A 20588-nucleotide genomic window follows, 5' to 3' on the forward strand; every position below is an offset into this window, starting at 1 on the left:
CGCTAATACTCACATAAACGTTGATACAACCCCGAAGCCCGGCGCACTGGCGTGGCGATGGCATGGGCCAAGGTGCGCGCATCACAGATCAATTCAATATGCGCCTTGGCACGGGTCACGCCGGTATATACTAATTGGCGATTAAGTCCTTGGCCACCCCGATGCAGCGGCGGCAGCACCATGGCGGTGTGGGCAAACTCAGAGCCTTGTGACTTGTGAATGGTCATAGCAAAGACTTTATCAAATTGCGGTAAACGCCCCGGATAGAATGCCCTGGCCTCGCCCTGCGCGCCCATAAAAACGGCCTGAGGCTCGCCGTTGTCATCCGCCATAATAATGCCAATATCACCGTTAAACAGGTTAAGCTGATAGTCGTTCTGAGTGATCATCAACGGCATACCGATATAAAAGCGCTGCTGCACATTGATTTTCCCCTGCTGAGCGAGGTGATATTCAATGAGTTGGTTAAGCGCATGCACACCAAAGGGCCCCTCTCGCAGTGCGGCAAGTAACTGGAAGCGAGCAAATGCGTCATGCACCTGTGCGGGCGTTGCCCCGGCTGCAATCAATGCTAAGTAGTGGCTGTACTGCTCGGCGCAGCGGGCAATGAGTGCGCTGTAAAACCCCTCATCCAAGGGGTAATAACTAATATCGCTGGCGCCGCTTTGCAGTAGGGATCGTGCTTTTTTACTATCGGCTGTGTTAATTGCATACGCCAGTTGGCCTATGCCACTGTCGCCATCAAAGCGATAGCTGTGCTGCAAAAAGGCAACATGATCGGTTAACGCATAGGGAGATTGCTGGCCACTGTGATAAGAATGCTCACCGCATAAATAGCCAAGTTGCTCGGCGCGCTGGTCACTGTAGTGCGGCAGCTGGCCAAGGGTACATTCACTGCAAATATCAGCCATGATATTGCCCGTGTCCACCGAACTCAGCTGGTCTTTATCGCCCAATAAAATTAACCGAGTGTGCGGTGCTAAGGCGTCTACCAATTTACTCATCAGGCTAATATCGACCATGGACGCTTCATCGACAATCACTAAATCGGCATGCACCGGATTACCCCGGTGATGGCGAAAATGATTGGACATGGGCACCGTGCCTAACAACCGATGCAGGGTTTGCGCTTGCTCGGGAATACTCTCTAATACCGCCTGGTCGGTCTGAGCTAAGCCGCCTTTTGCTCCTTGAATAGACTCGCTTAGGCGCGCTGCTGCTTTGCCGGTTGGAGCAACCAGTTCAATGTGCAAAGGGGCTTGGGCATAGAGCGATTGTAAAATCGCCAACAAACGCGTCACGGTGGTGGTTTTACCGGTACCCGGACCGCCGGTGATCACACAAAACTTACTGGTGGCCGCCAGAGCACAGGCCACTTTTTGCCAGTCAGGTTCGCTGTTTTGATTGTTAAAGTAATGGGCCAACAGCGCTTTGAGCGCCGGCAAGTCAAGCTCCAAAGGCTGCTTAGCTAACTGCAAAAAGCGCGCGGTTAACTGCGCTTCATAGCCATCATAGCGCGCCAGATAGACGCGCTGCCCATGTATGCGCAGCGGTTTTTCAGCCCCAGTACACGGCAAGGCATTAAGGCAGCCGAGGGCATCAAAGTCAGGCGCAAAAAACGCGGGCACTGGCGCGCGGGTGTCGAGCTCAAAGGGGTTGTCCCAGTTCACACTGTGCAAATCTAAGCAGGTATGCTGCTCATGCATAGCTTTGAGCAACAGCAGGATAATATAAAATCCCTCGCTGTAAGGTGGTTGCTGCTCATCGACGAGTAACGCCGCCAACTCGACATCCACGGTACGCACTTTACGCTGTTCTAACAGTACCTCAAGCATAGTGCGCTCCTTTGGCGAAAAGCCCGTCTAAGGTGTCGATTTCAGCAACACTGAATGGCCGATAGTACACTCCGTGTCCCTCGGGCATCGCTCGTAAAAAGGTATACACCATGCCACCTAGGTGCTTAGCGGGGTCATAATCAGGCAATCGCGCCGCCAGCAAGCGGTGCAATGCCACCATATAAATCGCCCCTTGGACATGATAGCTATGGGCATTCATGGCGTGCGTTAAGGCTTCATCGTTATAATCATCGGCGCTTTCGCCGAGGTAATTCGATTTGTAATCAAGCACGTAATAGCGCCCCTGATAGCAAAAGATTAAATCAATAAAGCCTTTTAGCACGCCTTTAACACGTTCAAAATCAAGACCAAAGTCATAGCCAAACAGGCTTATCATGGAGGCATTGAAATGTTGGGCATCAAGCTCATTGAGCGCGAGATGAAACTCCATCTCCACTAAACAATCATCGCTTTGTAATTGCCCCAGATAAAGCCCTGACTCGAGTATGGGGCAGCGCATAATCGCCGCCATCCAGCTGCACAGCAGCGCATGCCAGCTCTCATCCAGTGCGTATTTATGCAGGGTATGGACGATCACTTGCTCAAGCTCTTCCATGGCCTGCGCCTCACCGGCGAGCACGCCGCGAAAAGAGATTTGCTCGAGTATATCGTGCAGTGCACTGCCAGGCCCCGGGCCTTTGGGAAAATCATAAGCCGTTAGCTGCGCCACCGGGAGGGCCTGCTTAAGCACTAAACTTTGCTGCAAACGGTGATCCTCATCATCACCGCCACTGTGACTGGCACCATGATAATCACTGTGCTTGAAGCTCAAGGCGCTAAAGCTGGTGGCCCGCCAGTTGCGCTCAATGACCGCCTGTTGGGCGCGCACATGGCGCTCATCGGCCGCGTTTTCCTGTACCAGATTCTCACCCGATTTATAATGATCTGCATCGGTTAAACTCATGTCCGGGTAAGGCGCGAGCCGAGCCTGCAGCAGCTCACGAACATTCTCCGTGCCCTCAGCCCCTGGAAATAATAAGTACCCTAGCGCGCTTTGCAAAAGCTGCGAGCGTTTATGTTTACCCAAATTATAAAGCCCTAAAGCACAGTGATAGATGGGCCGGGTCAGGGCCACATACAGTAACCTTAAGTCCTCGGCTAAACGCTCGCGCTCAGCGCGCGCAAGGTTCTCTTGTTGTTTAGATAAATCTAAGTACAGCTGCCCTTGGTGGTGATAATAAGCGGCACTGGCGCTGCGGAAATTGACCGCAAACGGCATAAACACAATGGGGTATTCTAATCCTTTAGAAGCATGCATGGTCACGATTTGCACCAGCTGGGCATCGGACTCCAAACGCAGCTGGGCGCTGTCACCCTCACTGCTATCACGGGTCAATTGCTGGTGAAAATATTTCAGCAACCGCGCCGTGCCATCCAGTTCAAGTTGCTTATGCTGGAGAATTTCACCGAGATGACGAAAATCCGTTAATAGGCGCTCAACATCCCACCCGTGCTCGGCCCATACTTGCGGTAATTGATTTTGCCATAACAGCTGCTCGAGCATTGCCAACGCGCCATCGCGGTACCAACGCCGCTTGAGCTCGGCGAAGTGCTGCAATTGTTGCTGCCACTGCTCGGCATCATCGCTCAGTGCCAGCAGTTGTGCGCTATTGAAGTTATAAAATGGCCCTGCCAGCAAGCCCCGCAGTGCGCGCTCATCATAGGGACCGTGTATAATTGCCAACAAGCGGTAAAGATGTTGCGCCAGCGGTTGCTTAAACACACTTTCGCGGGCTAGATAAACACTGGCAACGCCTTGGCGGGTGAGCGTCTGTTTCATCAGTGCCGCTTCGCCTCTGTCGCGTACCAAGATGCAAAAATCGCCGGCGCACGGTGGTGTCTCACCCAGCAGCAAGTCGCCTTGTTGCGCCGCCGCCAACAAAAAATGAACCCGTTTTGCAAATGCCTCGGCCAGGGCGCTTTGTCCTTGCTCTTTCGATAACACCTCAGCACCGCTGCCGTAAAAGGCAAAATCCATGGCACCGAGCGCCTCGCCTTTATACAACAGCGCTTTATCTTTGCCATTCGCTTTCACCTCTTGGTAAGGAATGGCATCGTTAAAGATAAAGCTCTGCGGGTGACTGCTGAATAAGTTATTGACACTTTCCACTAATGGCGTTGCCGAGCGGAAGTTTTTTGCCAAAGTATACTGCTGCTGCGCGCTCAGTTGTTGCTTGGCATCGATATAGGTAAAAATATCGGCGCCACGAAAGCCATAAATGGCCTGCTTGGGATCCCCTATCATGGTGAGGTTAGTGAACTGTTCATCGCTGGGGCGATAAATAGTGCTGAAAATACCATACTGAATGGGATCGGTGTCTTGGAACTCATCGATCATCGCCACTGGGTATTGGCGGCGAATTTGCTGTTGCAGCTGGTTGTCGCTGTCGTTGTGCAACGCATCATAGAGCTGACTAAGCAGGTCATCAGGGGCGATAATGCCGGTGCGCGCTTTGTTGCTCTGCACATGGCGACGCACATAGGCGAGCGCCAAGACACATATCACCTGCGCAAGGCGCTCACCCAGGCCCTGGCTAAGCTGCGCCATACGTTCAAATTCCACCACCAAAGGATGAGAAAAAGGTTGGCCATTTTTCTTATAAATGCTGGGGTCCTCAAGGCTTTGCGCACTCCATAAGCTAAAGGAGTGTTTGGCCGCGCCTAAACTCAACTGGGTATCATCATTGTAGCTAAACGCTACCAAGCCCGCCAAATTACTTTTATGCTTAGGTTTGGCATTGCCTTTGATGTCACTGGCGGCAATGGCATTGAAGAAATCGCCCTCGCGCAGTGCCTGTTTGAATTGGGGCAAAGCCTTTAGGTATTCGCTTTGGCATTTCCACACTCGGGTCAGCTCAGCCTCAGGGTCATCAATGTGCGGTTGTAACTGCAGCTGTTCGCGATTAATGAGCGCACGCAGCTCTTTTAGCAAGCTATGCGGCGAGCTGTAATGAGCGAGGACCGCCTGCGCTTGCTCTGCACGCAGCGGATACACAAACTGTCGCCAAAAATCGAATACCGCCTGTTCATGCAGCTCACTTTCATCCAGGGTGAAGCGCAAATTAAAGGCCATATTCGATTCAAACGCATGTTGTTTAAGCATACGCTGACAAAATCCATGAATGGTGTAAATGGCACTTTCATCCAAGGATTTCGCTGCCATATCGAGACGATTAAATGCCTGTTGACGATCGTCAAGCTGCGCTATCAAGTCACGCAATAGCTCATCGCTGCTGTGCTCCCCTAGCAGCATGTTTTTTGCCATGCTAATGCGCGCCCGTACCCGGTCTTTGATTTCACTGGTGGCGGCCTCGGTAAAGGTCACCACCAATATTTGCTCCACCGTCAGGGGCTCGCCTTGGTTGCCCTGGGCATCTTCATACAGGCCCAATAAGTAGCGCAAATACAACCCAGTGATGGTATAAGTTTTACCGGTTCCGGCACTGGCCTCAATAAGCTGTTGTCCATCAAAGGCAAGGGTGACAGGATTAAGCGTCTGCATAGCGTTGCTCCTCGCCTGATTGCGCTATGGGTTGCAACAATCGCGTACTCCAGTCACAGAATTCCTGCTCGCACTGGAAAAGGTCGGCAAAGTCGGTGGCGATGTAAGGGTCGCTGCGCTCGGCGACCCCCACATAAGGACTGCCGACGAACTTAATATTGGCTTTATTCATATCTTGGCTTTGTATCCACTCCCAGCCACTGGCGGGGAAAAATGCCACACTGCTTTGATGGCTGCTAGTAAACAGTTCTAGCCAAGGCGCTAATAACTGTGCGGCACGCTCAGCATGCATCGGGGCAAAAGACACTTGCTCGTCTAAGCCCATCACCACGGTGGTGAGTGCCTCCCCACACAGCTGCGCGAGTAAGTGATAAATAAACCCTTGGATCCTATCCTTCGCTTTAATACTGGCGCTGCGATAAAACACCTGTTGACTGCCATAGAGATGCGCTAACCAGCCTTGCAAGCGTACCCCAGCAACCATGATATCCACTTCCAGCATTTGCGCCATTTGCCCTTGCGTACGCAGCTGCACCTGCTCTGCTAGTGGGCTGATACGACTACGCAGTTGCTGCAAGGTCAATGTCGATAACACGCCTTGGGGCAGCACCCCGCGCTGGATAATTTCCTCATCACTCGGGGCGCTACCGTGCAGTTGTCCTTCAAGCAGCTCATCGAGTAATTGATAACGCGATAAGGCATCTAAATCAAAATGTTCGATATCTTCATCGTGTGCATCAATGCCATCGATGCGCACCCCAAGTACTTGTTGATAAAAATAACGTTGTGGGCGAGTAGCGCACTGCAGCAAGGTATCGAGCTCGCACAGTTGTGGCGCTGTGACAGCCAAAGGCTGAGTCTGTTGTTGATGTACTTGTGCGCCCGTTAACGGCAAGGCCCACACCGGATTAAAGCTTTGCCAACGGCTGTCCTTTTGATAATACTGCGGATGAAACGGCTGCAGATGGTGCTCTATCACTAATCGGCTTGTGAACGCATCATCGCTGTCTTGCCAGCAAAAACTGCGGTCCAAATATTCGCACAACTCACTGACTAATACCGAGGGCATTCGGGGGCTGTTATCGCGGCTAGAGCGACCGATGTAACTGAGATATAAGCTATCTCTGGCGCTCAACAAGGCCTCTAAAAATAAATAGCGGTCGTCTAGGCGACGTGAGCGGTCGCCTTTGCGTCGCTGACTGTAAGGCACCAGGTCAAAACCAATAGGCTGTACACTGCGCGGGTAATCAGCATCGTTCAGCCCCAAGATACAGACCTTTTTAAAGGGCACGGCGCGCATCGGCATCAGCGTACAAAAATTAACTTTACCGATTAAAAACCGCTGCCCCACCCCTTTTTGCTCGACACCTTGTTGAATCAAGGTGGCGAAGATCCGTGCCGAGATAGGCCCTTGATAGTCGCCATTATCATAGTGCTTTTCAATGTCACTATAGAGGCCATCTAACAAGGCTAAGTCCGCTGCGCTTAAATGCTCTATTGCCATCACTTCACTGGCTATTGCGCGCAAACTGGTACACTTATCCAATAAGCTTGCCTCACCACTAAGTGCCTGCTTGGCCTGCAACAACACATTGATAAAGGCCAAGAGTTTGCTCAATGTATCACTGGCCATGCCCTCAACTGCGTCAGCCGGATAAACCCCATGATAAGGCGCATCGGTGGCCGCGATGCCTAACAATAATCGCTTTATTCCCAAACGCCAGGTGTTGAGATCAATACTTGGCAGGTTGAATTCTTGTTTGTGCGCGCCATCAATTCCCCACTTCACCCCGACTTGCTCAAGCCACACTTGGCACTGCTCGAGTTCGCTGGCGACAAAGCCAAAATGCTGGCTAATGGCCTCAATGTATAATAAATCCATCAACTCACTGACACCAAAGCGGCTAAAGGGTAGATTCACCAAGCTCACCAAGGCATTAACAATAGGCTGCTCTTGGGCAATGGATAAGTCGGCAATGGCATAGGGAATATGGCGCTCGCCTTTGGCGCCACCAAACACCGCTTCAATAAAAGCGCTGTACTGGCCGACATCAGGCATCATCACAATGATGTCTTTAGGTGTTAGGGTTGGGTCGCGGGCAAACTCAGCAAGTAGATGGTCGTGTAGGCACTCCACTTCGCGCAAAGCGGTGTGGCAATTACTGATTAACAGGGAATGATCTTGTTGCGCCAATGCTATCTTGCCCTGCTCACTGATAAACCAGCTAGGGTCTTGCGCTAAGCTTTCACCTTTGAAAGCTAATTCATATACCTCTTGCTGTAGACGACCCAATAAATGCGGCGCAAATTCATCATCGAAACCATCCAGCCACTTGCCATCTAATTGCAGCAGTTGCTCTAGGTAATCGCGGCCAAGCTTACCCCATGATGCCAATAACGGATTACCGACGATAAAATATTGTTGCTCAGATTCAGCCGCGTCGATATTAGGCTTACGTTGATATTGAGTGTGTATTTTAGCCAGCGTTTTCTCATCGACGATATCGCCCCAATAATGTTCACTGGGGTTGAACAGAAATATCAACACATCCGTGTGCTCACTGAGCGCCTGAAAGATCGCTAGCTGCGATTGCGCCAAAGCGGAGATACCAAACAAGCAAATACGTGGCGGCAGTTGCAACTGCCCTGCCGCCAGTGCATCCAGTAATCCTTGGTGCATATTAGCGCGATGGTATGGGCTTTGATCCAGCTCTTGAACACGCGCGACTAAAGCACGCCAAAGATCGGGCTGCCAAGGTGCATGGCTAATATCAACGTCATCTAGTTGATCTTCACCCGCTTGCCAACGAGCCAACCACTGTGGTCGATACATTAGATAATGATCGAACACATCGGCAATTTTTTCACACAGGGCATAGCGTTTGTGACCATCATCGTCACCATCAAGGTAACGCATTAGGGGTTGATAATGAGTCTGTGTTAATTTTTGCGGCAACAGTTCGTAGAGCTTCCATGTCATATTGGCTTTGTTAAACGACGACTCTGGCGGAACATCAGGCAAAGCTTGCTGGTACAAAGACCAGATAAAACTCGAAGGTAATGGAAAGTCGACCTGTGCACATACGCCTAACTGCGCTGTAAGCTCAAGTTTCAACCATTGTGACATTCCTGGAGAATGCACCAATACTTGCTCTTTATGGAAAATATTAGAACTGCTGGTATTAGCCAGCAACGCGCAGAGCTGGGCGCTGAGAATCTCCATACGGTTTGACTGTATTATATGCAGCATGTGTTATCGGTATTATTGGAATGCCTAGATAGCCAGTGTACGCAATTTTAATGACGGGCACTAGGTTGACATCACAGTGTATTTTCACCTTATTGGTGATTGTTAAGCGGCTTCATTGTTGCGCCTAAGTTAATAGCAAAATATTCGGTAACATCTTGAATTTGCATATTTTAGGAACATAGATTAAGTTATAACCACAATGGAATGAATTAGCACACAGGAGCGTGCCAATGCGATTGATTGCTTTCAGCCTTTTTTGTGCCGGCTTACTTGCTTGCTCAGTGACGCTGCTTGGTGATTTTGGGCAACATCGCCCACTTATCTCTGATTTAGTGACCCAATCTCAAACCCTATCCCCGCAAGTGAAGGGGAAGCTTGCTTTGGGCGGCTCTGAGCTGGCCAATGTCGAAATTACCCGCACCTTATCGGTGGGCGATCAGCAATTCGTTAGCCGCGCGAAAACAGACAGCAGCGGACACTTTTACTTTGCCCCCATGACCACAGAGCACCCTGTTTTTGGCGAGCCTCCTGAGCGCTTATGGCAGGACATCAGTGTGCGCTACCAAGGCCAACAGTACGTGTTATGGTACACCGCCATTGACCATGAATTAGACAACTTCGTGCTACAAGAAACCCTGTCGCAATTGCAGTGTAATTTGCTCTCCACTGAAAATGAATTCAACATCAGCGATAAGCGCCGCCCTAGCCTGCCTGTGAATGTCTACTCGATATGTGATTTACATGTGCAAAAATCGGCACAAAAAAAAGCCGCTGTTATCAGCGGCTAAGTCGGGGTCTAATCAGAGTTCAAGCAACACATACGTCATTACTTGCCACTCATCATAAAGCGCCAAAATTGCAAATTCATGACAAGGGTCATATTTTTGCATTTTCTTCGCTCACCACCAAAAAAATAGCGGCACTGCAAAGCGAGCGCAGCCTTTTTAGTAAAGTTCAGCCAACATATCATCAGTGTATGGCGTGAGTGGTTTTTGCGCTTTCACTTTGGCGACCAAATCGGGGTTGGCAATAAAAGGACGACCTAAGGCAAGTAAATCAAACTCTTCATTACTGATTGCCTCGGCGCCTTGCTCCGGCGTATAACTGCCAACACCTACCAAGTTCCCGTTATAGTGTTTACGTAGATATTGCGAGGCACTGCCGTTGCCACCAAGATAAGGGAAACGCATGCTGTCATCGAAAATACCCAAGTGCAGATACGCAAGGTTTCGATGATTCAGCTGCTCCAGTAAATAGTCGAACACGGCGGTATCTTGCTCATCGCCCTCATCGAGCAGGAAGTACGCCCCAGGGGATAACCGTAAACCAACTTTCGCAGCACCCACACGCGCGATTACAGCGTCGACCACCTCAAGTGCAAAACGTGCGCGATTGGCAGCATTGCCGCCATAGTTGTCGTTGCGTTGATTGCTACTGTGGTGCAGGAATTGATCAATCAGGTAGCCATTAGCACCATGGATCTCAACGCCGTCAAAACCAGCTTCTATCGCGTTTTCTGCTGCTTTAGCGTAATCAGCCACAAGCTGTTCGATTTGCGCTTCACTCGCGGCTTTAGGTGTTTGATAACTTAATTCACGCATGCGCGGCACAGTGCCTTCGATACCAATCGCACTGGCACCGAGCACATCCCCTGCAAAAAAGTGTGGATGGGCGACACGGCCGACATGCCAAAGTTGGCAAAATATCTTGCCTCCTTGGTCATGCACTTGCTCGGTGACATTGCGCCAACCTTGTATTTGCTCACTGGTGAATATACCCGGCACATTCGGATAGCCTTGAGCATCAGGGCGAATAATTGTGGCTTCACTAATGATCAACCCAGCATCAGCGCGACGAGCATAATAAGCCGCCATTTTTTCCGTTGGTACGAGATTCTCATCCGCCATACAGCGCGTAAGCGGCGCCATAAGAATGCGATTTTTAAGAGTCAGTTCGTCATTTAAAGCATAAGGTTGTAAAAGAAGATCGGTCATATAAAGCATATTTGTTTTTTGAATGTATATTCAACGTATGGATTATTGAATGCTAATTCAAGTAAATATTGAAAATAAATGGTACCATGTTGGTTATCTTAGTTAGCAGCATCATGTCGTTTTTATGCGCAGCGCCGAATTTGACCGAGCCCACGTTTTACAACAAGCCATGCAAACCTTTATGGAGCATGGTTACAGCAAAGCCAGCATGCAAAAACTAACCCAAGCAACGGGGTTGCATCCGGGCTCTATTTATTGCGCATTTGGCAGTAAAAAAGGCCTGTTTATCGAGGCGGTGAGTCACTACCATCAGCAAAAACAACAAGCGTTCGACACCATTTTTAACGCCCAACGCCCGGTTGTTGATAGTTTGCGTGAATTTATCGCCAACACGGTGACTGAGTGCGTGCAAAAGACCTGTGCGAAGGTATGTTTGCTCACTCGCTCTTTAAATGAAATTGAAGGCCAAGACCCGGAAGTGGCCAATATTCTTGCACAAAACCTCAAGCAATTGGAGCAGAACCTAGCTGCGCAAATTCGCCGCGCTCAACACCAAGGTGAAGCCGTGAACCAAGATGACGCGATGAAGCTAGCGCGCTTTTTGGCCATGGGCATTTACGGCATGCGCACCTATGCTTTTACACAGCCAGATGAAGCCCTGTTAACACAAATGGGCGAACAACTTTTAGCCGCTATTATTGTTGATTAACTTGAAATTCATCGCTATCGCCCATAATACAGCTAATATTCCACATTCAGTGGGGGATGAAACACAATTGACCAAAGCTGACGGCGAAAATCTCTGCACGTAATTGGTTTTGGTGAAATGTGTACCTCTTCACACATTAATAATTAATAGAAGAGTACAACATGACAACACATATACGCTCCGCACTTATTGCCGAAGGCGGTGGACAAAAAGGCATTTTTACCGCAGGCGTGCTCGATGCTTTCCTAGAAAAGAAATTTGCGCCCTTCGATTTAAAAGTCGGTGTTTCTGCAGGCGCCCAAAACCTCGCTGCTTACTGTGCTCGGGCGCGCCAATACGCGCAAACAGCGATTGAGCACCTCACCACAGAGCAACAGTTTTTTCGACCGGCCCGGTTTTTCACCGGTGGTAATGTTATTGACCTAGACTGGTATTTTCATCAAGTTGAGCACAACGGCAAGGTGCGCTTCCCTACTGAGCCTAATAACCTCACGCCAGAGAGTAATTTTTATGCGGTAGCTAGCCACTACGACTCGTTTGAGCCGCATTACTTACATACTTGGCATGAAAATATGTTTGCGCACCTAAAAGCCTCAAGCGCCATCCCATTTTTGTATCGTCCCGGCGTAAAAGTCGAAGGCCATGGCATGATGGATGGTGGCGTTGCCGACCCCCTGCCGGTGCGGTGGGCTCATGAAAAAGGCGCGAAAACCATTTGGGTGATCCGCACAGTTGAAGCTCATGATGATGGCAAGATGCCGGTGTTGGAGAGGCTTAAACCTATTATGAGGCGCATCAACCAATCACCACGGATGTTTGAAATTTATCATCACTATCAGCAGCGCTACGCCGAGGCTGTTGAGTTTATGAGGTCACCACCTGAAGGTGTTAACGTGGTTCAAATAGCCCCAACTCGGCCATTACAATCTATGGTGTTAGGCTCAAGTATCGAGACTTTAGAAGAGGACTATCGCCTAGGTTTTGAAGTTGGCTTAAAAGCAGTCAATCGATGGAAAGAGCCCGAGCCACAACCTGAGGCAGTATAATTAGGCCTCGGGTTGCGCTGCTTATTGTTAAAGCTAAAACATGGTATTGGTATTTTTGGCTTGCTCAGGGATGGCTTGAATGACATCCCAGTGCTCAACAATTTTGCCATTTTCCACACGAAATATATCAACAATGGCACCGCCATTCGGCTGCGGCCAATGGTCACTTTTAACATGTAATACCACCAAGTCGCCCTCAGCTATCACCCGCACTATTTCACCACTGGGTCCGGCGCTTTTATCTCGTTTAGGCAAGCTGCGCAATAACGCCCGCAGCCCTTCTTTACCATCTGCGACCATGGGGTTATGCTGGATATAGCGCGGACCTAGGTACTTATCGATATGTGTCCCGTCTTCGGCGAGTACCACATCGGTATAAAAATCAATGACCAGTTGTTTGTTTTTGGTTAGTTGGTCTTCAGCCAATACACTGGTGCTAAATAAAATCATGAGTGTAATGAGTATTTGCTTCATCGCTGCCTCTAATGCTTGGAAAGTGACCCGTCCCGTATTATAAAATGAGCCTACAGAGCTCGTTTTATGGGTTGGGTTGCATGTTGCCAGCTTAGAATAAACGCAAAAACATCCGATGAGCAGTGAATTTCGTTAACAGTAGTTTTAATTAATCTGAATGAAATTTATCGACAAAAACCTAGGTCTGAGCGGCGCTTTTAATCATCGCCCTATTAAGTAGTGACAGCGCTAGCCATCACCACCTAAAACAGAAGAAGATTGAACGGCTAGTCTGCTTGCGCAGTTAGCCATAGGTAATCATGCGGCTTAAAAAGTACATAAACAATGGCGAGCATAATTCGCGGACCACGTAAGTTTGAACCTCCGCTTAGCTGCGCCGTCCCTTCTGTTGGCACGTTAATACGCACTTTATTAGAGCGGCACCAGTCCACTTTTAAATAAACTTCTTTTTCGCCTGGTGGCACATCAAACTCAACACTTTCGCCATTACCAATTTTACCCAACGCCTTACCTTCACACATAACCGTGTACTTTCTAGCTCTATCTGCATAGCCACTATCACGACTAATTCGTAGTTTACTCATGGTTTTCCTTAACACCTTAACGGCGACAGTCATCAAAGCCGTGAGTGTAACAAAAATTGCCATGAATAATTGAAAATGCTTTTAGCTCAGTTATCTATACTTTTATCTTGCCAAATTCCTGACTCTGTTTGCCCCTGTATCTTGACCTTTGCTACGCAAAATTCAGGAGCTTTACCCTGCTTACGCTGGCGATGGTAGTCTGATGTAACGCGTTTAATTGTCGGCGTAAGCTGCACAATCGCGATGATATTAACCAGCGTCATTAAACCTAAGGCCATATCTGCTAGGCTCCACACCTGCTCAAGCTTGGCACTGGCTCCCCACAGCATCATCGCCAGATAACTGAGCATGTACAGGCCTCTGCCCATGCGATTATCCAGAGCAAAAAGGTGCAAGTTGCTCTCGGCATAGGCGAAGTTTGCCACCACTGAGGTAAATGCAAACAAAGTAATTGCCGCCGCAACAAAATACACACCGGCATCGGCCATATGCGCGGTCATCGCATCCTGAGTGAGGCGAATGCCCTCCATATCGCCGCTGATGGGGATATCCGCCAGTAATATAATCACCGCCGTGCAGCTGCATAGCACTATGGTATCGAAAAACACCCCCAGCATTTGTATATACCCTTGTGTGGCTGGATGATTTGGCGTTGGTGTTGCCGCACCTGCTGCGTGGGGGACACTCCCGGCTCCAGCCTCATTGGAATAAAGGCCGCGCTGAATGCCATTTTTAATCGCCGCTCCGAGCGCCCCAGCTCCCGCTTCTTGCAGGCCGAGCGCACTGTGCAAAATATCACTGAGCATCGCCGGCACTCGTTCATAGTTGATCATCGTCACCACCAGGGCACTAAACACAAAAATCAACCCCATTAGCGGCACCACTCGCTCGGCAAAACGGGCAATGGCCTTAAAGCCACCGGCGATGATACTGCCTGTGACTAAGGTGATAACCAAACCGGCATAAAATCGGTCCATGCCAAAGGCGTGATGCAACGCATCGGTGATAGTGTTGGTTTGCATGGCACTAAAGCTAAAGCCATAACCGAGAAACAAACACAGCGCGAAAGCAATGGCTAACCATTTTTGCCCCAGTCCCATTTGAATGTAGTACGCAGGGCCGCCTCGAAATTCGCCTTGGCTATCACGTACCTTATACACTTGCCCTAGTACGCTTTCGGCAAAACCGGTGGCCATACCGAGTATGGCAATCACCCACATCCAAAACACCGCACCACTGCCGCCCAAAGAAATAGCCACGGCCACCCCGGCGAGGTTGCCAGTGCCCACACGAGCACTTAGGCCGGTACACAGCGCTTGAAATGAGCTTATTTGGTTTTTACCCGCCTGAGCACTAGTTCTTAATAGCGAAAACATATGGGTAAAATGAGTGAGCTGAATCCCTTTGAGCGAAATCGAAAACCACACACCAGCAAAGAGCAGTAAATAAATAAGGACCTGCCCTTCTCCCCATAACAGCGCATTTACGCTGGCTACCAATGACTCTAGCAATGCTCACTCCAAGTGCTTGTAAAACTGCTTGTTTATGTCACTTTATACTAGGCTATGGAGATAAAAATGCGACTTTAGGCGGGATATAATCTAGGAGGCCAAGCCTCCTAGATAGGCAGTAACGCTAAGGTTGAGCGAGTTGTCGTTTCACCTCATCACTGTCTTGGTTGCTGTAGTTTTGGGCGCTAAGCCCTAACCAATGCGGCACGGTGGCACCGATAAACACCGATGACCAAGTGCCCACCAGCACACCCACAAACAAGGTGATGGCAAACCCTTGCAGAGGTGGCCCTGCCAACGCCCAGATACTGACAATCGTCGCCAGTGTGGTCATTGAGGTAATCAGCGTGCGACTCATGGATGCGGCTATGGCGGTATTGATACTCACCGCCACTGATTGTGCAGGCTTAGCGCGGACAATCTCACGCACCTTATCACCGATAACAATGGAGTCATTGAGCGAATAACCAATGATGGCAAGGATGGCAGCTAACACCGTTAAGGTGAAGGAGACATCAAAGAGCACTAGCACCGCCAGCGTCAGTGCAACGTCATGCACCAGCGCCAAAGTGGCCGCCAGCGCCAAACGCCATTCAAAGCGACAAACTAAATACAGCATCACCGCTAGGGTTGCGAATAACAGCGCCATCAGCCCTTGGTCGATGAGCTCGTCACCGGCCTGTGCACCTAAGAAGCTGCTATCCAGTAGCACCAATGCGTTGTCATTGACCCAGGCATCGAGCCACTTAGGGTTGCTCTGCCCTTCGCTCGGTGGTTGAAACAATTGATATTGATTATCACTGTGCGCACTTAATTGAAAATCGCCACTGAGTATGCCCTCTAATTGACTTTGTAGTTGCTGCTGAGTGAGCGCCTCAGGCGCTTGAAATTGATGCACATAACCGCCGGTAAAATCCTGGCCAAGCGGTACTCCTTTGATAGCAATCACAGAGCCGGCGAGTGCTAGCATAAGCATACTGACCGCCATTCCCAGATGGCGTAATCGCGTTAAATAATTAGCCATGACGCACCTCCTTCGCAGCTGCGAACAACCACTGTGACAAGTAAGAAGACACCAATACACCGCTAAATACACTGGTGAGAATGCCCAGCGCCAAAGTAATGGCAAAACCTTTAACTGGGCCATAGCCCACACCGATAAGCACTAAGGCACTGATAAATGTCGTTAAGTTGGCATCAATAATACTGCTCATCGCGCCTTGATAGCCACGTTTGAGCGCCTGTAGGCGGGTTCTGTCTAAGCGCAGTTCCTCCTTGATACGCTCAAAGATAATGACGTTGGTATCCACCGCCATGCCAATGGTCAGCACCAAACCGGCGATCCCAGGTAGCGTTAAAACCACGCCGGGTAGCAGTGACATTAGCCCCACCAAAGCAATTAGGTTAATTACCAATGCAAGGTTGGCGACAATCCCTAAACGCCGATACCACAGCAGCATAAACGACAATGTCAACGCCAAGCCCAATAACAAGGCGTTAAAACCGTTCTCTATGTTTTGCTTACCGAGGCTGGGGGTCATGGTTTGCTCTTTGACTATGGTAATGGGTGCTTCTAATGAGCCTGCGCGCAATACTAAGGCTAAGTCTTGAGCCCGTTGCCAGGTGCCCAGCCCGGTAATACTAAAACGTGTTCCCAAGGCTTCGTTAATGGTCGCCACAGATATGACCTGCTCGCGCATTTGCACCTCACCTTGCGCATCTGCTACATATTCACTGTACAAGGTGGCCATGGGTTGACCTATGTGCGCACGCGAGAACCGATTAATTTTATCTCCTCCTGCTGAAGATAACTGCAACTGCACCATCGGCTGTCCCATTTCATCTCGACCAGCTTGAGCACCGGTGATATCTGCACCCGTAAATATCGCTTTACTCTCTATGGCGATGCTGTGCCCTTGCTCTGTGCGCACCCGCTTACCGCCAATTTCTTGCAGGCCGTGAAAAGAAAGCTGTGCAGTGGCACCAATAATACGTTTTGCCTCACTGGGGTCTTGCACGCCGGGTAGCTCAATACGAATAGCCCGCTCGCCTTGGCGTTGCACCACAGCTTCGGTTATGCCTAGCTCCTCAATACGCGAGCGCAAAGTAGACAACGCTTGTGTCATATCTGCCTGAGCAAATTGCTGTTGCTGCGCACTCGGGTAGCGTAAAGATACTATTTCTAAGCTGCCTTGCTGCGCGCGACCGATATCCAGTTTTGGATAGGCCGCTTGCAACTTATCAGCCAATTGCTGTAAGTGCGCTTGGTTAGCTGGCGCGGCCACTAAGCGTACTTCGTTATTTTGCGGCGAGTGTATTTTTATGCCCCGTAAACGCGCTTTAACTCTCAGCGTATTGGCCTCTTCGGCAATGCTTTTTAACCGTGTGGCGAGTGCTTGGTCAGTATCCACTTGCAATACGAAAAGCACCCCTCCCCCTAAGTCCAGACCGAGCTTCATCGGCGCTAAGCCCAAACTTTGCAGCCACTGTGGTGTGCTGCTTTGGCTGACGACTTTGACCTGATCATGCCCATACTCACGCAAGGTACGTGCGGCTTCGGCACTGCGTGCGGGATCAGTTAAACGAATATCAAAGCGTTGCTCGCCAGCATCATAGTGCGCCTTTGCGAGGGTAAAACCCGCCTCTGTCAGCTCTGTTTTAATATTAACGGTGTCGCTGTGGGTGTGCACAGACGCCACATGCACTACGGCATGATCGGGGTATATATTGGGGAGCGCACTAAGAAAAAGCACTAAAATAATACTAATAACAGTAAATAAGCGCAGCTGTTTGCTCAGCGCCGACGCGCCTTTGACTCGCTGCTGCGAGTGAGGTTGTTGTCTCATTGAGAGTCCTTGTCGCTTGCTCAGCAAGCGTGTTAAATCTTGATTTCGGTATTAATAGAACGAAGGTCGATTTAACTCAGGACTCGTAGTGAAGCCGGCTACGATAAGTTAAGTTTGCGGCCTGACAGTGATTGATAAGGCCACATTTTTTCTGCTCCCTGGCGATATACCAAGGTTCAAAATGGCTGGCGGGTGGCGCCTTAAAGCGCTGTTTAAACGGCGCAGTGTGTTGCGCCAATGTGTACGCCAACAAGTAAAGTGGTTGTTGTTCCGGGTGTAAAAAATAGCTGGGGTGAGTACGCATAGCGCGCTCTGGCAATTGCGCGGGGTGCGGTGCTGGGCGCTGGTGCTCTGAGGCGCCATCGGCGCTGACATCATCAAAGCTGCACTGCATTGGTTCTTGCACTATCAACGAGCAGAGCGATGATTCGGCTGTCGTGGTATGGGTATGGGCAAGTGCGGATGCACTGCTCAAAAGCAGCGTCATTAACACGATGACCATAATTATACCGTTGCGCATGGGTGCCTTTTACTTATATTTATACTCGGCTAATCGCCGATATTGAATGCCTCTTAGAGATAGGGTTGATTTTATCTATTTCAATCCCAGAAATTAAATAACCTTAAAAAGTGAACCACAAACGCTATATAGACGTTTGATTTAGGTACTAAAAATAATTGCTCTAAATAGTTCGACCTTGCTCTTAAGCAAAATCGAATCGCGCCAATGGAGGCCCAATGAGTAGCACAACTTTTGACGACGCAGTGACAAGATTAAAACGCATCGGGGATGCCATCCAGTGCTCACAACAAGTTCTCAACACGCTAAGTCACGCGCAGGCAATGATGCACGTGAACGTTGAAGTGCGTATGGATGATGGCCATGTTCAGTATTTTCCTGGCTACCGTTGCCAGCACAACAATGTGCTCGGCCCGACCAAAGGCGGTATTCGCTTTCACCCCGAAGTTGACAGCGAAGAAGTACAAGCCCTAGCGCTGTGGATGACGCTCAAATGCGCTGTCGTCGATATTCCATTTGGAGGCGCTAAAGGCGGTGTGAGTGTCGACCCGAAAACCTTGTCTCCCTTTGAACTTGAACGCTTATCACGTGCCTATGTGCGCTCTATGGCCGATTTTATTGGCCCTGAGCGTGATATTCCAGCACCGGATGTGTATACCAATGCCCTTATTATGGGCTGGATGATGGATGAGTATGAAAAAATTACTCGAGTTAAAAATCCCGGCGTGATCACCGGTAAACCATTGGCACTCGGCGGCAGTATCGGCCGCGACGATGCCACTGGGCGCGGCGCTTATCTATGTATTAAAGAATTAGAACAACGTGACAATCTCGACCCTCAGCAAACCACAGTGGCAGTGCAAGGCTTCGGTAACGGCGGTTATCATGTTGCCCGTTTACTCGCCAACGATGGCTACAAAGTAGTGGCCGTTAGTGATTCTAAAGGAGCTATTTATCGCCAAGAAGGTCTCAACGTTGAGAGCGTCTATCAGCAAAAGCAAGAACATAAAGAGCTTAAAGCGGTCTATTGTGAAGGCTCAGTGTGTGAAAGCCAGGACTACGACACCCTCTCTAATGAAGAGCTGCTGCACTGCGATGTGGATATTTTAATACCCGCTGCACTAGGCGGCGTGATCACCGCTGATAATGCTGAGCAAGTCAAAGCTCGATATATCGTTGAGATAGCTAATGGCCCAGTGACCAGTGACGCCGACAGTATACTAAAACAACAGGGTGTCATTGTGATCCCTGATATTTTGGCCAACGCCGGTGGTGTTACTGTCAGCTACTTCGAGTGGGTACAAAACCGCTGCGGATACCAATGGTCGCGAGAGCGTGTTGAGCAAGAACTAGAGCAAGTGATGCGCCGTGCATTTGCGCGCGCAAACGAGCAAGTACAGCGCCAAGAACTCGACTTTCGCGATGCGGTCTATGCCGTCGCACTCAAACGTCTCAGTGACGGGATTGAAGCACATGGCACGCCCGATTATTTTAATGGCGAGTGAACATCCGACAGGTAAGCTCGACTAGCTGGTCGAGCTTTTCTTTTTCCACCGGCGGTTTCCACTTGATGAGCTGTTCCCAATAAGCCAACTTTTTCATACCCCCGTGGAACACGGCAGCAGCAATTTCGGCGGGCGTCTCACCCAAAGCGCCTTGCTGCTGCGCCTCATAAAACCATGAGTGCAAACCTTGCTCAAAACTTTGAAACCGCTCTTGCAGCTTGGCCGCGCGCTTTTTCGAACGCAACGATTCAATCATAACAATGCGCGACAAGGTCAGGTAGTCTTTGTCTTGTGTCAATTGTAAGCCGACATGGGCCTGTGCTTGCAATTGCTCTTTTATCGGGGTTTGCGCGCAAAAATGGTTTTCTTGCAGTGGACGAATACGCTCTATGAGTAGGTCCACCACACCATCAAATAAATGCTCTTTACTGGAGTAATATTTATACAAAGTGCGCTTTGATACCTTTGCCTTGCCCGCCACCGCTTCCATAGTGGTACCTGCAAGGCCGTGTTGTGCAAATAATGCGATAGCAGCGGTGATCACCGCCTGCTGCTTATTACTACTCATATTCCGCCCCTCAACGATTTGCTGCGCAGTATAACGGAACCAATGATTATTCGCAGCAATAGTAAACGAAGATGTATACCTGAGATGAAAATAAGTATACACTTTCGTTTACTCAGTGCTAACACCCGTAATTAAATATGTAAAAATTTTCGGCTGTCATCTACACTGAGCGTTGGCGGTCGTG

General features: G+C 49.6%; 15 protein-coding genes. 4 read left to right on the plus strand and 11 right to left on the minus strand.

Translation table 11 applies throughout. From position 1 onward, the window contains the following. Positions 1-2: 2 nt before the first annotated feature. From recD to recC, 3 genes are read right to left on the minus strand one after another with little or no spacing between them, the layout of a single operon-like run. Positions 3-1835, minus strand: coding sequence for an exodeoxyribonuclease V subunit alpha (gene recD / locus W04_RS13770; RefSeq protein ID WP_053911224.1), 1833 nt, complete (start codon positions 1833-1835; stop codon positions 3-5). Then, positions 1828-5397, minus strand: coding sequence for an exodeoxyribonuclease V subunit beta (gene recB / locus W04_RS13775; protein WP_053911225.1), 3570 nt, complete (start codon positions 5395-5397; stop codon positions 1828-1830). Before recB ends, recD begins: the two co-directional genes overlap by 8 nt. Next, positions 5384-8647, minus strand: coding sequence for an exodeoxyribonuclease V subunit gamma (gene recC / locus W04_RS13780; RefSeq protein ID WP_053911226.1), 3264 nt, complete (start codon positions 8645-8647; stop codon positions 5384-5386). The genes recB and recC overlap by 14 nt, the downstream gene beginning before the upstream one ends. Before the next feature lie 230 nt (positions 8648-8877). Here recC and W04_RS13785 point away from each other — a divergent pair, with 230 nt between their 5' ends. Beyond that, entirely contained in the window at positions 8878-9435 is a 558-nt protein-coding gene (locus W04_RS13785; RefSeq protein WP_053911227.1) for a DUF6795 domain-containing protein, read from the plus strand. Between the two features lie 156 nt (positions 9436-9591). On the opposite strand, the gene W04_RS13790 is transcribed toward W04_RS13785, so the two are convergent. After that, the gene (locus tag W04_RS13790; protein WP_053911284.1) at positions 9592-10641 is read right to left on the minus strand and encodes an alkene reductase; all 1050 of its coding nucleotides are present in this window, start codon (positions 10639-10641) and stop codon (positions 9592-9594) included. A gap of 124 nt (positions 10642-10765) precedes the next feature. On the opposite strand from W04_RS13790, the gene W04_RS13795 reads away from it, so the two are divergent. Further along, positions 10766-11350 carry a TetR/AcrR family transcriptional regulator gene (locus tag W04_RS13795; protein WP_022943767.1) on the plus strand — a complete coding sequence of 195 codons (585 nt, stop codon included), beginning with the start codon at positions 10766-10768 and terminating at the stop codon, positions 11348-11350. Positions 11351-11511: 161 nt separating this feature from the next. Then, a complete protein-coding gene (locus tag W04_RS13800) occupies positions 11512-12396 on the plus strand; it encodes a patatin family protein (protein ID WP_022943766.1) in 885 nt (294 codons plus the stop codon). A gap of 33 nt (positions 12397-12429) precedes the next feature. On the opposite strand, the gene W04_RS13805 is transcribed toward W04_RS13800, so the two are convergent. From W04_RS13805 to W04_RS13830, 6 genes are all read right to left on the minus strand, one after another. Further along, positions 12430-12870: a nuclear transport factor 2 family protein gene (locus W04_RS13805; protein WP_053911228.1), complete on the minus strand. Its 441-nt coding sequence runs from the start codon at positions 12868-12870 to the stop codon at positions 12430-12432. 266 nt (positions 12871-13136) lie between these two features. Further along, complete coding sequence (locus tag W04_RS13810) at positions 13137-13454, minus strand: hypothetical protein (protein ID WP_022943764.1); 318 nt, start codon at positions 13452-13454, stop codon at positions 13137-13139. A gap of 86 nt (positions 13455-13540) precedes the next feature. Further along, complete coding sequence (locus tag W04_RS13815; protein WP_053911229.1) at positions 13541-14965, minus strand: sodium:alanine symporter family protein; 1425 nt, start codon at positions 14963-14965, stop codon at positions 13541-13543. A gap of 124 nt (positions 14966-15089) precedes the next feature. Continuing rightward, complete coding sequence (gene secF / locus W04_RS13820) at positions 15090-15989, minus strand: protein translocase subunit SecF (protein WP_053911230.1); 900 nt, start codon at positions 15987-15989, stop codon at positions 15090-15092. Further along, positions 15982-17811, minus strand: a complete 1830-nt coding sequence (secD, locus tag W04_RS13825; RefSeq protein ID WP_053911231.1) for a protein translocase subunit SecD — start codon at positions 17809-17811, stop codon at positions 15982-15984. The genes secF and secD overlap by 8 nt, the downstream gene beginning before the upstream one ends. Before the next feature lie 76 nt (positions 17812-17887). Further along, positions 17888-18331, minus strand: coding sequence for a hypothetical protein (locus W04_RS13830; protein WP_053911232.1), 444 nt, complete (start codon positions 18329-18331; stop codon positions 17888-17890). 218 nt (positions 18332-18549) lie between these two features. On the opposite strand from W04_RS13830, the gene W04_RS13835 reads away from it, so the two are divergent. Continuing rightward, complete coding sequence (locus W04_RS13835; RefSeq protein WP_053911233.1) at positions 18550-19836, plus strand: Glu/Leu/Phe/Val dehydrogenase; 1287 nt, start codon at positions 18550-18552, stop codon at positions 19834-19836. Here the strand turns inward: W04_RS13835 and W04_RS13840 are convergent. After that, positions 19823-20404 carry a TetR/AcrR family transcriptional regulator gene (locus W04_RS13840; protein ID WP_053911234.1) on the minus strand — a complete coding sequence of 194 codons (582 nt, stop codon included), beginning with the start codon at positions 20402-20404 and terminating at the stop codon, positions 19823-19825. The two genes, W04_RS13835 and W04_RS13840, sit on opposite strands and share 14 nt — an antisense overlap. Positions 20405-20588 lie beyond the last annotated feature (184 nt).

The sequence above is a fragment of the Pseudoalteromonas sp. SW0106-04 genome (assembly GCF_001293805.1).
Taxonomy (GTDB): Bacteria; Pseudomonadota; Gammaproteobacteria; order Enterobacterales; family Alteromonadaceae; genus Pseudoalteromonas; species Pseudoalteromonas ruthenica.

Excerpts from the sequence above, each read along its gene's own strand:
- recD (WP_053911224.1), bottom strand. The coding sequence starts at position 1,835 with ATGCTTGAGGTACTGTTAGAACAGCGTAAAGTGCGTACCGTGGATGTC.
- recB (WP_053911225.1), bottom strand. The coding sequence starts at position 5,397 with ATGCAGACGCTTAATCCTGTCACCCTTGCCTTTGATGGACAACAGCTT.
- recC (WP_053911226.1), bottom strand. The coding sequence starts at position 8,647 with ATGCTGCATATAATACAGTCAAACCGTATGGAGATTCTCAGCGCCCAG.
- W04_RS13785 (WP_053911227.1), top strand. The coding sequence starts at position 8,878 with ATGCGATTGATTGCTTTCAGCCTTTTTTGTGCCGGCTTACTTGCTTGC.
- W04_RS13790 (WP_053911284.1), bottom strand. The coding sequence starts at position 10,641 with ATGACCGATCTTCTTTTACAACCTTATGCTTTAAATGACGAACTGACT.
- W04_RS13795 (WP_022943767.1), top strand. The coding sequence starts at position 10,766 with ATGCGCAGCGCCGAATTTGACCGAGCCCACGTTTTACAACAAGCCATG.
- W04_RS13800 (WP_022943766.1), top strand. The coding sequence starts at position 11,512 with ATGACAACACATATACGCTCCGCACTTATTGCCGAAGGCGGTGGACAA.
- W04_RS13805 (WP_053911228.1), bottom strand. The coding sequence starts at position 12,870 with ATGAAGCAAATACTCATTACACTCATGATTTTATTTAGCACCAGTGTA.
- W04_RS13810 (WP_022943764.1), bottom strand. The coding sequence starts at position 13,454 with ATGAGTAAACTACGAATTAGTCGTGATAGTGGCTATGCAGATAGAGCT.
- secF (WP_053911230.1), bottom strand. The coding sequence starts at position 15,989 with ATGGCTAATTATTTAACGCGATTACGCCATCTGGGAATGGCGGTCAGT.
- secD (WP_053911231.1), bottom strand. The coding sequence starts at position 17,811 with ATGAGACAACAACCTCACTCGCAGCAGCGAGTCAAAGGCGCGTCGGCG.
- W04_RS13830 (WP_053911232.1), bottom strand. The coding sequence starts at position 18,331 with ATGCGCAACGGTATAATTATGGTCATCGTGTTAATGACGCTGCTTTTG.
- W04_RS13835 (WP_053911233.1), top strand. The coding sequence starts at position 18,550 with ATGAGTAGCACAACTTTTGACGACGCAGTGACAAGATTAAAACGCATC.
- W04_RS13840 (WP_053911234.1), bottom strand. The coding sequence starts at position 20,404 with ATGAGTAGTAATAAGCAGCAGGCGGTGATCACCGCTGCTATCGCATTA.